General features: G+C 72.4%; 13 protein-coding genes. 2 read left to right on the top strand and 11 right to left on the bottom strand.

Annotated elements, in window-relative coordinates; genetic code table 11:
* Positions 1-124: 124 nt before the first annotated feature.
* The 4 genes from ACFYNO_RS04230 to ACFYNO_RS04215 form a co-directional block, all read right to left on the bottom strand.
* Positions 125-1,240 (bottom strand): GuaB3 family IMP dehydrogenase-related protein, encoded by a 1,116-nt coding sequence (locus ACFYNO_RS04230; protein ID WP_388004915.1) that lies wholly within the window; start codon positions 1,238-1,240, stop codon positions 125-127.
* 114 nt (positions 1,241-1,354) lie between these two features.
* Complete coding sequence (guaB, locus tag ACFYNO_RS04225) at positions 1,355-2,857, bottom strand: IMP dehydrogenase (protein WP_388004912.1); 1,503 nt, start codon at positions 2,855-2,857, stop codon at positions 1,355-1,357.
* Between the two features lie 262 nt (positions 2,858-3,119).
* A complete protein-coding gene (gene shbA, locus ACFYNO_RS04220) occupies positions 3,120-3,791 on the bottom strand; it encodes an RNA polymerase sigma factor ShbA (RefSeq protein ID WP_388004909.1) in 672 nt (223 codons plus the stop codon).
* A gap of 245 nt (positions 3,792-4,036) precedes the next feature.
* Positions 4,037-4,648 (bottom strand): response regulator transcription factor, encoded by a 612-nt coding sequence (locus ACFYNO_RS04215; protein WP_014136228.1) that lies wholly within the window; start codon positions 4,646-4,648, stop codon positions 4,037-4,039.
* A gap of 422 nt (positions 4,649-5,070) precedes the next feature.
* Between ACFYNO_RS04215 and ACFYNO_RS04210 the strand changes: the two genes are divergently transcribed.
* On the top strand, positions 5,071-5,385 hold the full coding sequence (locus tag ACFYNO_RS04210) for a WhiB family transcriptional regulator (RefSeq protein WP_388004906.1): 315 nt from the start codon (positions 5,071-5,073) through the stop codon (positions 5,383-5,385).
* A gap of 46 nt (positions 5,386-5,431) precedes the next feature.
* On the opposite strand, the gene ACFYNO_RS04205 is transcribed toward ACFYNO_RS04210, so the two are convergent.
* The 3 genes from ACFYNO_RS04205 to groES form a co-directional block, all read right to left on the bottom strand.
* Positions 5,432-6,427 carry a LysR substrate-binding domain-containing protein gene (locus tag ACFYNO_RS04205; RefSeq protein WP_388004903.1) on the bottom strand — a complete coding sequence of 332 codons (996 nt, stop codon included), beginning with the start codon at positions 6,425-6,427 and terminating at the stop codon, positions 5,432-5,434.
* A gap of 73 nt (positions 6,428-6,500) precedes the next feature.
* Entirely contained in the window at positions 6,501-8,129 is a 1,629-nt protein-coding gene (gene groL, locus ACFYNO_RS04200) for a chaperonin GroEL (protein WP_388004900.1), read from the bottom strand.
* A 129-nt stretch (positions 8,130-8,258) separates the two neighbouring features.
* Entirely contained in the window at positions 8,259-8,564 is a 306-nt protein-coding gene (gene groES / locus ACFYNO_RS04195) for a co-chaperone GroES (protein ID WP_388004897.1), read from the bottom strand.
* A 208-nt stretch (positions 8,565-8,772) separates the two neighbouring features.
* Between groES and ACFYNO_RS04190 the strand changes: the two genes are divergently transcribed.
* Positions 8,773-9,939 (top strand): methyltransferase domain-containing protein, encoded by a 1,167-nt coding sequence (locus ACFYNO_RS04190; protein WP_388004894.1) that lies wholly within the window; start codon positions 8,773-8,775, stop codon positions 9,937-9,939.
* A 41-nt stretch (positions 9,940-9,980) separates the two neighbouring features.
* Here the strand turns inward: ACFYNO_RS04190 and ACFYNO_RS04185 are convergent, their stop codons facing one another.
* Genes ACFYNO_RS04185 through rimI form a run of 4 tightly spaced genes read right to left on the bottom strand, consistent with a single transcriptional unit; the run spans position 9,981 to position 12,778 of the window.
* The gene (locus ACFYNO_RS04185) at positions 9,981-10,946 is read right to left on the bottom strand and encodes a polysaccharide deacetylase family protein (protein WP_388004891.1); all 966 of its coding nucleotides are present in this window, start codon (positions 10,944-10,946) and stop codon (positions 9,981-9,983) included.
* A complete protein-coding gene (locus tag ACFYNO_RS04180; RefSeq protein WP_388005491.1) occupies positions 10,943-11,212 on the bottom strand; it encodes a hypothetical protein in 270 nt (89 codons plus the stop codon). The genes ACFYNO_RS04185 and ACFYNO_RS04180 overlap by 4 nt, the downstream gene beginning before the upstream one ends.
* An 11-nt stretch (positions 11,213-11,223) precedes the next feature.
* Complete coding sequence (gene tsaD, locus ACFYNO_RS04175) at positions 11,224-12,315, bottom strand: tRNA (adenosine(37)-N6)-threonylcarbamoyltransferase complex transferase subunit TsaD (RefSeq protein ID WP_388004888.1); 1,092 nt, start codon at positions 12,313-12,315, stop codon at positions 11,224-11,226.
* Complete coding sequence (gene rimI / locus ACFYNO_RS04170) at positions 12,308-12,778, bottom strand: ribosomal protein S18-alanine N-acetyltransferase (RefSeq protein WP_388005488.1); 471 nt, start codon at positions 12,776-12,778, stop codon at positions 12,308-12,310. The genes tsaD and rimI overlap by 8 nt, the downstream gene beginning before the upstream one ends.
* Between the last annotated feature and the right edge of the window lie 22 nt (positions 12,779-12,800).

Raw genomic sequence — 12,800 nt, 5'->3', positions numbered from 1 at the left:
CGGCGGGACGGTCGAGCACCCATCATCCCCTGTACGGTGCGCTCCTGTTCACGCGACCCCGAAAAAACGGAACGGAGCCCCGCTGTGACCAGCGGGGCTCCGGAGTGACGGGGGGTCAGGGGGGTCAGCGCGCGCTGACCGTCACCTCGACCCGCTGGAACTCCTTCAGCTCGGAGTAGCCGGTGGTCGCCATCGCCCGGCGCAGCGCGCCGAACAGGTTCATGGTGCCGTCCGGGGTGTGCGAGGGACCGGTCAGGATCTCCTCGGTGGTGCCCACGGTGCCCAGGTTGACCCGCTTGCCGCGCGGCAGCTCCTCGTGCACCGCCTCCATGCCCCAGTGGTGGCCGCGGCCGGGCGCGTCGGTGGCCCGGGCCAGCGCCGCGCCGATCATCACCGCGTCGGCGCCGCAGGCGATGGCCTTGGCCAGGTCGCCGCTGTAGCCCACGCCGCCGTCGGCGATCACGTGCACGTAGCGGCCGCCGGACTCGTCCATGTAGTCCCGGCGGGCGGCGGCCACGTCGGCCACCGCGGTGGCCATCGGCACCTGGATGCCCAGCACGTTGCGGGTGGTGTGGGCGGCGCCGCCGCCGAAGCCGACCAGCACGCCGGCCGCACCGGTGCGCATCAGGTGCAGCGCGGCGGTGTAGGTGGCGCAGCCGCCGACGATCACCGGCACGTCCAGCTCGTAGATGAACTGCTTGAGGTTCAGCGGCTCGGCCGCCCCGGAGACGTGCTCGGCGGAGACCGTGGTGCCGCGGATCACGAAGACGTCGACGCCCGCGTCCACCACGGCCTTGGAGAACTCGGCGGTGCGCTGCGGCGAGAGCGCGGCGGCGGTGACCACGCCGGACTCGCGCACCTCGCGGATCCGCCTGCCGATCAGCTCGGGCTGGATCGGCGCGGCGTAGATCTCCTGCAGCCGGCGGGTCGCGGTGCTCTCGTCGGCGATCTCCGCGATCTCGTCGAGCAGCGGCTGCGGGTCCTCGTAACGGGTCCACAGGCCCTCGAGGTTGAGCACGCCGAGGCCACCGAGCTTGCCGATCGCGATGGCCTGCGCGGGCGAGACCACGCTGTCCATCGGGGCTGCCAGGAACGGCAGCTCGAAGCGGTAGGCGTCGATCTGCCAGGCGATCGAGACCTCCTTCGGGTCCCGGGTGCGGCGGCTGGGGACGACGGCGATGTCGTCGAAGGAGTACGCCCGGCGGCCGCGCTTGCCTCGCCCGATCTCGATCTCAGTCACTTCGAGCCTCTCTGCTTGCTGCTCACGAACGCCCCCAGTATCCCCCGAGCAGGCCCGAAGGCCCGCCACCGGGGCGGTGGCGGGCCTTCGGAGGGGTGTCCGGAGCGGACCGGGTCAGCGGCCGTGGTAGTTCGGCGCCTCGACGGTCATCTGGATGTCGTGCGGGTGGCTCTCCTTGAGCCCGGCGGAGGTGATCCGGACGAACCGGCCCTTGCTCTCCATCTCCGCGATGCTCTCGGCGCCCACGTAGCCCATGGTCTGCCGCAGGCCGCCGACCAGCTGGAAGAGCACGGCGGAGAGCGGGCCGCGGTAGGGCACCTGGCCCTCGATGCCCTCGGCGATCAGCTTCTCGTCGGAGGAGACCTCGGCCTGGAAGTAGCGGTCCTTGGAGAAGGACCGGCCCTGGCCGCGGGACTGCATGGCGCCCAGCGAGCCCATGCCGCGGTAGGACTTGAACTGCTTGCCGTTGATGAAGAGCAGCTCGCCCGGCGACTCCTCGCAGCCGGCCAGCAGCGAGCCCAGCATCACGGTGTCGGCGCCGGCGGCCAGCGCCTTGCCGATGTCGCCGGAGTACTGCAGGCCGCCGTCGCCGATCACCGGCACGCCGGCCGCCTGGCAGGCCACCGCGGCCTCGTAGATCGCGGTGACCTGCGGCACGCCGATGCCGGCCACCACCCGGGTGGTGCAGATCGAGCCGGGGCCGACGCCGACCTTGACGCCGTCCACGCCGGCGTCGATCAGCGCCTGGGCGCCGTCCCGGGTGGCCACGTTGCCGCCGACCACGTCCACCGACACCGCCGACTTGATCTTGGCGATCCAGTCCAGCGCGTTGTGGCTGTGGCCGTGCGAGGTGTCCACCACCAGGAAGTCCACGCCCGCCTCGACCAGGGCCTGGGCTCGGTCGAAGGCCTCGGCGCTGGCACCGACGGCGGCACCGACCAGCAGCCGGCCCTCGGCGTCCTTGGCGGCGTTCGGGTACTTCTCCGCCTTGACGAAGTCCTTGACGGTGATCAGGCCCTTGATCCGGCCCTCGTCGTCGACCAGCGGCAGCTTCTCGATCTTGTGGCGGCGCAGCAGCCCGACCGCGTCCTCGCCGGAGATCCCGACCTTGCCGGTGATCAGCGGCATCGGGGTCATGATCTCGCGGACCAGGATCGCGCGGTTGGACTCGAAGGCCATGTCGCGGTTGGTGACGATGCCGAGCAGCTTGCCGTCCGGGTCGGCCACCGGCACGCCGCTGATCCGGAACCGGGCGCAGAGCGCGTCCGCCTCGGCCAGCGTGGCGTCCGGGCCGACCGTGATCGGGTCGGTGACCATGCCGGACTCGGAGCGCTTCACCAGGTCGACCTGGTTGGCCTGGTCCTCGATCGAGAGGTTGCGGTGCAGCACGCCGACGCCGCCCTGGCGGGCCATCGCGATGGCCATCCGGGACTCGGTCACCTTGTCCATCGCGGCGGACAGCAGCGGGATGTTCACCCGCACGTTGCGGGAGACCCGGGAGGAGGTGTCCACCTGGTTGGGCAGGACGTGCGACTCCCCGGGCAGCAGCAGGACGTCGTCGTACGTGAGCCCGAGCATGGCGAACTTCTCGGGTACGCCTGCGGCGTTAAGAGACATGGTGGGGGGTACCTTCCCGTGGCCGGCCGTAACGGTCTGCTTCGCGCCCCAGGTCGCGGGGTCGCGGGGCGCGTTCACCGGCACACGCAGGAAGCCAGAACCACCGCTCTTTGGACGAACCTACGAGGTGACGCCGCTCGTCCGGGCGGATCTTTGGCAACCTGTCCAGGCGCCGATACCCCATGGTACTGGCATCGGGAACGCGTGCGCCGCGCCCCCTTGACAACAGCGACCGCGCGTGACTGATTCCGGCCCCCGCAGGTCAGGCCGACTCCTCCGCCAGCGCCCGCAGCCGGCTCAGCGCCCGGTGCTGCGCCACCCGCACCGCGCCCGGCGACATGCCCAGCATCTCGCCGGTCTCCTCGGCCGAGAGCCCGGCGGCGATCCGCAGCAGCACCAGCTCGCGCTGACGGGCCGGCAGATTCGACAGCAGCTCGCGCATCCAGGCCGCGTCGCTGCTGAGCAGCGCCCGCTCCTCCGGGCCGAGCGCCTCGTCCACCACCTCGGGCAGGTCGTCCGGCGGGATCACCGTGGAGCCGGGCCCGCGCATCGCGGCCCGCTGCAGGTCGGCGATCTTGTGCGCCGCGATGGAGTAGACGAAGGCCTCGAACGGCCGGCCCTCGTCCCGGTAGCGGGGCAGCGCGCAGAGCACCGCCACGCAGACCTCCTGGGCCACGTCGTCCACGTGGTGCCGGGCGCCGCCCGGCAGCCGGACCAGCCGGCCCCGGCAGTACCGCAGCACCAGCGGATGGACGTAGGCCAACAGTGCGTCAGTCGCCGGGCCCTCGCCGCGCACCGCCGCCGAGAGCAGCTCGGCGACCAGCGGCGACGTGCCAGCGGCGGCCGGCCGGCGGCCCCGCCCGGCACTCCGGGGCGCCTCCTCGGCCGGCGGCTGATCGCTGCTCGCGAGGTCACCGGTCTCGTCGTCACGCATCGGTCCATGGTGCCTGGTCGAGCCAGGAAACGTCGCACCGCGTCCGGAGTTGTGCACCGGAACGTTATCCGGTGCCGCGCCGTCCGTCGCCGTCACCGAGCCACCCCCGCTCCCGCCGCCATTGCGCTCCACCCCTCCATGGTGCAGCCTCCACCGCCGAACGACCTAGGGTGCGTGGCCCAGGAAGCCGACGCGCCCCGTTCCCCGGCCGTCCGAGGAAGGGGCGCGGCACGGTCGGCGGCCGCTCAGCGGACCAGGCCCCAGCGGAAGCCCAGAGCCACCGCGTGCGCCCGGTCGGACGCGCCCAGCTTCTTGAACAGCCGTCGGGCGTGGGTCTTCACGGTGTCCTCGGAGAGGAAGAGCTCGCGGCCGATCTCGGCATTGCTGCGGCCGTGGCTCATCCCCTCCAGCACCTGGATCTCACGCGCCGTCAGGGTCGGCGCGGCGCCCATGTCGGGGCTGCGCAGCCGGCGCGGCGCCAGCCGCCAGGTCGGGTCGGCCAGCGCCTGGGTGACGGTGGCCCGCAGCTCCGCCCGGGAGGCGTCCTTGTGCAGGTAGCCGCGGGCACCGGCGGCGACCGCGAGCGCCACGCCGTCCAGGTCCTCGGCGACGGTGAGCATGATGATCCGGGCGCCGGGGTCGGCCGACAGCAGCCGGCGCACCGTCTCCACCCCGCCGAGGCCGGGCATCCGGACGTCCATCAGTACGAGGTCGGAACGGTCGGCCACCCAGCGGCGGAGGACCTCCTCACCGTTGGTCGCCGTGGTCACCCGGTCGACACCCGGAACGGTCGCCACGGCACGGCGCAGCGCCTCCCGGGCAAGCGGTGAATCGTCGCAAACGAGAACGGAAGTCATGACCGTCCTCCGCAGCTGATCCGCGTCACGTTGAGCCTCCTGGCTGGTACGAACTCTCTCCGCACTTCCAACGACCGTCACTCGAATGAGTTACGGCCTTCAGGGCCATCTCCACCACTGTACGTGGCCGACCCATCACTGATCAGCCGCATCGCGGGGTGAACACCGCTCTTTTGCGGTCGCCGGCCGGCGAAGGCGCACAACCCAGCGCACCGCGCGGGCTCCCTGCCACCCGATTGCCACAGCCGACTGACTTCCCTCTTGCCCGGTTCGTCCGTTTTTATAGCTTTTGTACGATCATTGACTGCTGTGCGGGTCTGTGGGTGACTTGTCCCATAGGCCGCCGTAAGTCATATTTCCAGGTGTCCACTCCGGTCCCTCGCAGCCTCGCCGCACGGAACCCTCATCGAAGGGATTGAGCCATGGCAGATTTCTCCCGACTCCCCGGCCCCAACGCGGATCTGTGGGACTGGCAGCTGTCCGCCGCTTGTCGCGGCGTGGACAGCTCGCTCTTCTTCCATCCGGAGGGAGAGCGCGGCGCAGCGCGCAGCTCGCGCGAGCAGAGCGCCAAGGAGGTGTGCATGCGCTGCCCGGTGCGCACCCAGTGCGCCGCGCACGCCCTCGCGGTCCGCGAGCCCTACGGCGTCTGGGGAGGGCTGACCGAGGACGAGCGCGAGGAGTTGCAGGGCCGGGCCAGGAACCGCGCGGTCGAGGTACCGCTGACCGTCCGTCAGTGAGCACGCCGCGCTGCTGAAACGTTCCTGCGGCCGGCCACCGGCCGGCTCAGCGACCGGCCGCCACCACGGCGAGCCGGTCCAGCATGAGCGCGACGGCCGGCACCTCGGCCAGGTCCGGCAGGGTCAGCGCCACCACCTCACGGCGGGCCGGCCCGCCGGCCGCGGTGTGCACCGGCACCGCGGCGACGGCGTCCGGCCGCACGGCGGCCAGCGCCAGCCCGGGCAGCACCGCCACGCCGAGTCCGGCCGCCACCAGGCCGACCACGGCCGGGTAGTCGTCGGTGGCGAAGTCGATCCGCGGCTCGAAACCGGCCTGGCCGCAGAGCTCCACGAGGTGCCCGCGGCACTGCGGGCAGCCGGCGATCCACTGCTCCCCCGCCAGCTCGGCCAGCGCCACCGGCGCGGTCTCGTCCCGCCCGGCCAGCGGGTGCCCGGGCGGCAGCAGCCCGACCAGCGGGTCGTCGAGCAGCGGGCGCACCACCAGATCGGACCAGTCCGCCGCCGCCGTGTTCTCGGCCGCCGCCAGCACCGCCTCGGCCCGGGCCGCCCGGCTGGTGCCGTGCGCGGGCACGGCGGGCGCGCAGCCGTCCGGGTAGCGGAAGGCCAGCGCGATCTCGCACTCGCCGCCGCGCAGCATCGCCAGCGCCTCCGGCGGCTCGGCCTCCACCAGCGAGACCCGCACTCCCGGATGGGCGTCCCGCAGCCGGGCGACGGCGGGCGGCACCAGGGTGGAGCTGGCGGTCGGGAAGGAGACCAGCCGGACCCGCCCGGAGCGCAGCCCGGCGATCGCGGCCACCTCCTGCTCGGCGGCGCTCAGCCCGGCCAGGATCCCGGAGGCGTGCTTGAGCAGCACCTCGCCGGCCTCGCTGAGCTGCATCCCGCGCCCGGAGCGCACCACCAGCGGCAGCTCCACCGCCTTCTCCAGCGCCTTCATCTGCTGGCTGACCGCCGGCTGGGTGCACCCGAGTTCGCGCGCCGCCGCGGAGAACGAACCGGTGCGCGCCACCGCCCGCAGGACCCTCAGATGCCGTGCCTCGATCATGCGCCCAGGGTAAACCGGACGGCCCGGCCCCCCGCGCGAGCGGGGGACCGGGCCGTCAGCGGCTGACGCGTGATCAGTGCGAGTGGCCGTGGCCGCCGTGCGAGTGGCCGGCCTCCGGCTCCTCCTCCTTCTTCTCCACCACCAGGGTCTCGGTGGTGAGCAGCAGGGAGGCGATCGAGGCGGCGTTCTCCAGCGCCGAGCGGGTGACCTTGACCGGGTCGATGACGCCGGCCTTCACCAGGTCGCCGTACTCGCCGGTGGCGGCGTTGAAGCCGAAGCCGGTCTCCAGCTCGGCCACCTTGTGGGTGATGACGTAGCCCTCGAGGCCGGCGTTCTGGGCGATCCAGCGCAGCGGCTCGTGCAGCGCCTTGCGGACCACGGCGACACCGGTGGCCTCGTCGCCGGACAGGCCCAGGCCGCCCTCGAGCACCTTGGACGCGTGCACCAGGGAGGCGCCGCCGCCGGCGACGATGCCCTCCTCGACCGCGGCGCGGGTCGCCGAGATGGCGTCCTCCAGGCGGTGCTTGCGCTCCTTGAGCTCCACCTCGGTGGCGGCGCCGACCTTGATCACGCAGACCCCGCCGGCCAGCTTGGCCAGGCGCTCCTGCAGCTTCTCGCGGTCCCAGTCGGAGTCGGTGTTGGCGATCTCCGCCTTGATCTGGGCGACCCGGCCGGCCACGGCCTCGCTGTCGCCCGCACCGTCGACGATGGTGGTCTCGTCCTTGGTGATGGTGATCCGGCGGGCGCTGCCCAGCACGTCCAGGCCGGCCTGGTCGAGCTTGAGGCCGACCTCCTCGGAGATGACGGTGGCACCGGTCAGGGTGGCCAGGTCGCCGAGGATCGCCTTGCGGCGGTCGCCGAAGCCGGGGGCCTTGACGGCCACCGCGTTGAAGGTGCCGCGGATCTTGTTGACCACCAGGGTGGAGAGCGCCTCGCCGTCCACGTCCTCGGCGATGATCAGCAGCGGCTTGGAGGCGCCGGCCTGCAGGATCTTCTCCAGCAGCGGCAGCAGCTCCTGGATCGAGGAGATCTTCGACTGGTTGATCAGGATGTACGGGTCCTCCAGGACCGCCTCCTGGCGCTCCTGGTCGGTGACGAAGTACGGCGACAGGTAGCCCTTGTCGAACTGCATGCCCTCGGTGAAGTCCAGCTCCACGCCGAAGGTGTTGGACTCCTCGACGGTGATCACGCCGTCCTTGCCGACCTTGTCGATCGCCTCGGCGATCAGCTCGCCGACCTGCGGGTCCTGGGCCGAGAGGCTGGCGACCGCGGCGACGTCGTCCTTGCCGTCGATCTCCCGGGCGACCGACAGCAGGTGCTCGGAAACGGCGGCGACGGCCTTGTCGATGCCCTTCTTCAGGGCGGCCGGGCCGGCACCCGCGGCAACGTTGCGAAGACCCTCGTTGACCAGCGCCTGGGCGAGCACGGTGGCGGTGGTGGTGCCGTCACCCGCGACGTCGTTGGTCTTGGTGGCGACCTCCTTGACCAGCTGCGCGCCGAGGTTCTCGTACGGGTCGTCCAGCTCGACCTCACGGGCGATGGTCACGCCGTCGTTGGTGATGGTCGGGGCGCCGAACTTCTTGTCGATGACGACGTTGCGGCCCTTGGGACCGATAGTCACCTTGACGGTGTCGGCCAGCTTGTTGACACCGCGCTCGAGCGAGCGGCGGGCGTCCTCGTCGAACTGCAGGATCTTCGCCATGATTCCGTTTCCTCGGGATATCTGCGTTGCGTGACGTTCGGGGTGCCGAACAGCACCGCCCCGGGCCCCTGTCTCTGCGGACACGGATCCGGGGCGGGCCGGTGGCGGACGCTCGGTCCGCCGGGTCGCTTACTTCTCGATGATGGCGAGAACGTCGCGGGCCGAGAGGACGAGGTACTCCTCGTTCTGGTACTTCACCTCGGTGCCGCCGTACTTCGAGTAAAGGACGACGTCGCCGACCTTGACGTCGAGCGGCAGGCGCTGGCCATCCTCGAAGCGGCCCGGTCCGACGGCCAGGACGACGCCCTCCTGGGGCTTCTCCTTGGCGGTGTCCGGGATAACCAGGCCGGAGGCCGTGGTGGTCTCGGCGTCGAGCGGCTGGACCACGATGCGGTCCTCAAGCGGCTTGATGGCAACCTTGCTGCTGGTGGTCACGTCCGAGCTCCCCTTCGGAGATTACGGGGTTGTCTAACAGGTAAGGGGCGAAGCTTCCTGTCTGCCGTCGCGGGGGTCAGACCGGTATCGTCGCGTTAGCACTCCCCCTGGGGTGAGTGCCAGGAACGACCATAGGCTGCGGTTAGCACTCAGTCAACCAGAGTGCCAACGGCGCGTCCGCGAGTCCCACGGCCGGGACAATGTCCCGGTGGAGACGTTCGAAGAACTGCTGACCGAGCGCGGCCGGGCGCTGCTGGCCGAGCTGGCCGGGCTGACCCCGGGTGACGAGCTGGCCGTGGCCACCCGGCTGCGCAGGCACCACCCGGCCGAGCTGGTCTCGGCGGCCATCGCCCAGGCGCAGCTGCGCCGGCGGGCCGAGGCGAAGTTCGGCGCGGACGCCGCGCTGATGTACTTCACGCCCCAGGGCGTCGAGCAGTCCACCCGGCGCAGCGTGGCCGAGTGGCGGGCCGGCCGGTTCGCCGAGCTGGGCACCCGCCGGCTGGCCGACCTGTGCTGCGGCATCGGCGGCGACGCGATCGCCCTGGCCCGGCGCGGCATCGAGGTGCTCGCCGTCGACCGCGACCCGTTCACCTGCGCGGTGGCCCGGGCCAACGCCGAGGCGCTCGGCCTGGCCGGGCTGATCGAGGTCCGCGAGGCCGACGTCACCGGGCTCGCGCTCGACGGCTTCGACGCCGTCTTCACCGATCCGGCCCGGCGCACCGACCGCGGCCGGGTGTTCGACCCCGAGGCCTACTCCCCGCCGCTCTCCTGGGCGGTCGAGGCCGGCCGCGCCGGCCGGATCGGCGCGCTCAAGGTGGCCCCCGGCATCCCGCACGGGGCGGTGCCCGCGGACGCCGAGGCGGAGTGGGTCTCCGACCACGGCGAGGTGAAGGAGGCGGTGCTCTGGTTCGGCACCGGGGCCGGCGCGCCGCACCGGGCCACCCTGCTGCCGGGCCCGCACAGCCTGGCCGGCGGCGCCCTGCCCGACCCGCCGGCCGGCCCGGTCGGCCGCTACCTCTACGAGCCGGACGGCGCGGTGATCCGGGCCCACATGGTCGCCGAGGTGGCCGAGCGGGTCGGCGGCACGCTGATCGACCCGATGATCGCCTACGTCACCTCCGACACCCTGGTGCACACCCCCTACGCGCACGCCTACGAACTGACCGACGTGCTGCCCTACCAGGTGAAGCGGCTCAAGGCGCTGCTGCGCGAGCGGGCGGTCGGCACCGTGGTGATCAAGAAGCGCGGGATGGCGATCACCCCGGAGGAGCTGCGCCGCCAGCTCAAGCCCAGCGGGCCGAACAGCCTGACGGTGATTCTCAGCCGAACCGCGAACGGTCCGCTGATGATGCTCGGGCACCCGGTCGGCGGTTAGCGCCCGCCCGGCCGGCCGCAGCGCCTCCGGCTCCACCGGCGTCAGCCGGGCGCCTGGATGTAGTCGTCCAGCCGGGCGACCGCGAAGCCCTGCTCCTGGATGCGGCTGAGCAGCTCGCCGAACATCTGGGTCATGGTCTCGCCCTTGAGCTCACTCGGGCCGCGGAAGTGGGCCAGGATGATGTCGCCCGGCTGGAGGGTCTTGGCCCCCTGGTACTGCATGTCGTGGATCTGCATCGACTCCTTCCACAGCACGATCGCCCGCGGGCCGCACTGCTGGACCGACTCGTTCAGCGTGGGCGTGTGGGCGCCGTCGCCGAACGGCGGGCGGAACAGGAAGGGGGCGGTGCCGTACTGCTGGGTGAGCGTGGTCTGGTCGTCGCAGATCTCGGTCTTCTGCTTCTCGGCCGGCAGCTTGCTCATCACCGGATGGGTGACGGTGTGATTCTGGATGGAATTGCCCAGCGCCTGCAGTGGCTTGAAGTAGCCGTAGTCGTTCTTGATGATGTCCTTGGTCAGGAACATGGTGATCGGGACCTTGAGGTCGGTCAGCATCTGGACGAACTTGGGGTCCTTCTCGGCCCCGTCGTCGATGGTGACGAAGACGACCTTGTCGCCGGTCTGGATGTGGTCGATCACCGGGACGGTGCCCGTCTTGGTCAGCTTGACCGGCTTGTCGGCCGGGGCCGCGGGAGCGGCCGGCAGCGGCTTGAGGTTCCACTTGGCCCAGGCGGCCGGGTCCGCCGCGGGCCCGCCCGAGGGCGCCGCGGAGGCGGCGGGCGCGGAGGCCGCCGCCGAGGGGGCGGGCGAGCCGGCCGCCCCGGGGCTGCTGCCGGCCGGCGGCGCGGCCGGTCCGGCCGCGGACCCGCTGCCCGCGCTGCTGCTGGAGCAGGCGGCCACCGCGGTGAGCAGGGCGAGCGCGCCGGCGGCGACGGCAGCCGACCGCGCCCTGGAGTTGGTCTTCACGGTGCGGCGCTCTCCCAGCTGGTGTTCCTGACGGGTGGTCACCTGTCCGATTCGGCAGGCAGTTCCGAGATTACATACTCGCTGCGGAACGACCACCGGTGGACCGGCCGCGCCAGCAGCCCGGCCGGCGGCTCCACCGCTTCGGCGGGCTGCACGCCCTCCGGCCACCAGGCGATCACCAGCACGCGCTCCCCGGGCGCGCTGAACAGCTCCAGCCGGGCCGCCCCGGCCAGCGCCGGCAGCAGCCGCTCCCGGGCCCAGCCCAGCAGCTCGGCCCCGCGCCCGTCGGCGGCCCGGGCCTCCCACATCGCGGCCCGCACTACTGCCCCAGCGCCCGGTAGGCCTCGCCGTGCACGTCGGTGTGGGCCGGGGCGGGCACCGACACCTCGGTCACCGGCAGCGAGGAGTCGGCCGACAGGTCCAGCGCCGAGGGCTCCCGGTTGCGCCAGACCATCTCGGCCCCGAGCGCGGCCACCATCGCCCCGTTGTCGGTGCACAGGCCGGGCCGCGGCACCCGCAGCCGGATGCCGGCCCGCTCGCAGCGCTGCTCGGCCATCGCGCGCAGCCGGGAGTTGGCCGCCACCCCGCCGCCGATCATCAGGTGGTCCACGTCGTGGTCCTGGCAGGCCTTGATCGCCTTGCGGGTCAGCACGTCGGTGACCGCCTCCTGGAAGGAGGCCGCGACGTCCGCCACCGGCACCTCCTCGCCGGCCCGCCGCTTGGCCTCCACCCAGCGGGCCACCGCGGTCTTCAGGCCGGAGAACGAGAAGTCGTACTCCGGGTCCTTGGGGCCGGTCAGGCCGCGCGGGAAGCGGATCGACTTGCGGTCCCCCTCGCGGGCCATCCGGTCCACCACCGGGCCGCCGGGGAAGCCCAGCCCGAGCACCCGGGCCACCTTGTCGAAGGCCTCGCCGGCCGCGTCGTCGATGGTGGCGCCGAGCGGGCGCACGTCACTGGTGATGTCACCGGTGAGCAGCAGCGAGGAGTGGCCGCCGGAGACCAGCAGCGCCATCGTCGGCTCGGGCAGCCGGCCGTGCTCCAGCTGGTCCACGCAGATGTGCGAGGCGAGGTGGTTGACGCCGTAGAGCGGCTTGTCCAGCGCCCAGGCGTAGGCCTTGGCGGCGCTCACCCCGACCAGCAGCGCGCCGGCCAGGCCGGGGCCCGCGGTGACCGCGATGCCGTCCAGGTCGGCGGCCTTGATCCCGGCGGTGTCCAGCGCCCGCTGGATCGTCGGGACCATCGCCTCCAGGTGCGCCCGGCTGGCGATCTCCGGGACCACCCCGCCGAACCGGGCGTGGTCGTTGACGCTGGAGGCGACCGCGTCGGCGAGCAGGGTGGTGCCGCGGACGATGCCGACGCCGGTTTCGTCGCAGGAGGTCTCGATGCCCAGGACGAGCGGTTCGTCAGCCATGGTCTTCCTCGGTGTGGTTCGTCGTCTCGTGGTCGAGGCGCATCACCAGCGCGTCGACGTTGGCCGGCTGGTAGTAGCCCCGGCGGATGCCGACCGGGATGAATCCGTACCGCTCGTACAGCCGCTGCGCACGGACGTTGTCCACCCGCACCTCCAGCAGCAGTTCGTCGCAGCCGCGCCGGGCCGACTCGGCGATCAGGTCGCCCAGCAGCAGCGCGCCCAGGCCCCGGCCCTGGTGCTCCTCGGCCACCGCGATGGTCTGCACGTCGCTCTCCGCGCCGACGGCCATCAGGCCCGCGTAGCCGGCCACGGCGCCGTCGGCGGTGGTGGCGACGGTGTAGTGCCGGCTGCCGCCCGGGCGGGCGTCGGCCAGCTCGGACCAGTACATGCCGCGGGACCAGGCGTCCTCCGGGAAGAGCCGCAGCTCCAGCTCCATCACCGGCTCGATGTCCCACCAGCGCATCGGCCGCAGCGCGAGCTTCGCC

This window comes from Kitasatospora sp. NPDC006697 (assembly GCF_042869935.1).
Classification (GTDB): Bacteria; Actinomycetota; Actinomycetes; order Streptomycetales; family Streptomycetaceae; genus Kitasatospora.
The sequence above is the reverse complement of the archived record's forward strand: the minus strand, read 5'-3'. Positions and strand labels throughout refer to the sequence as shown.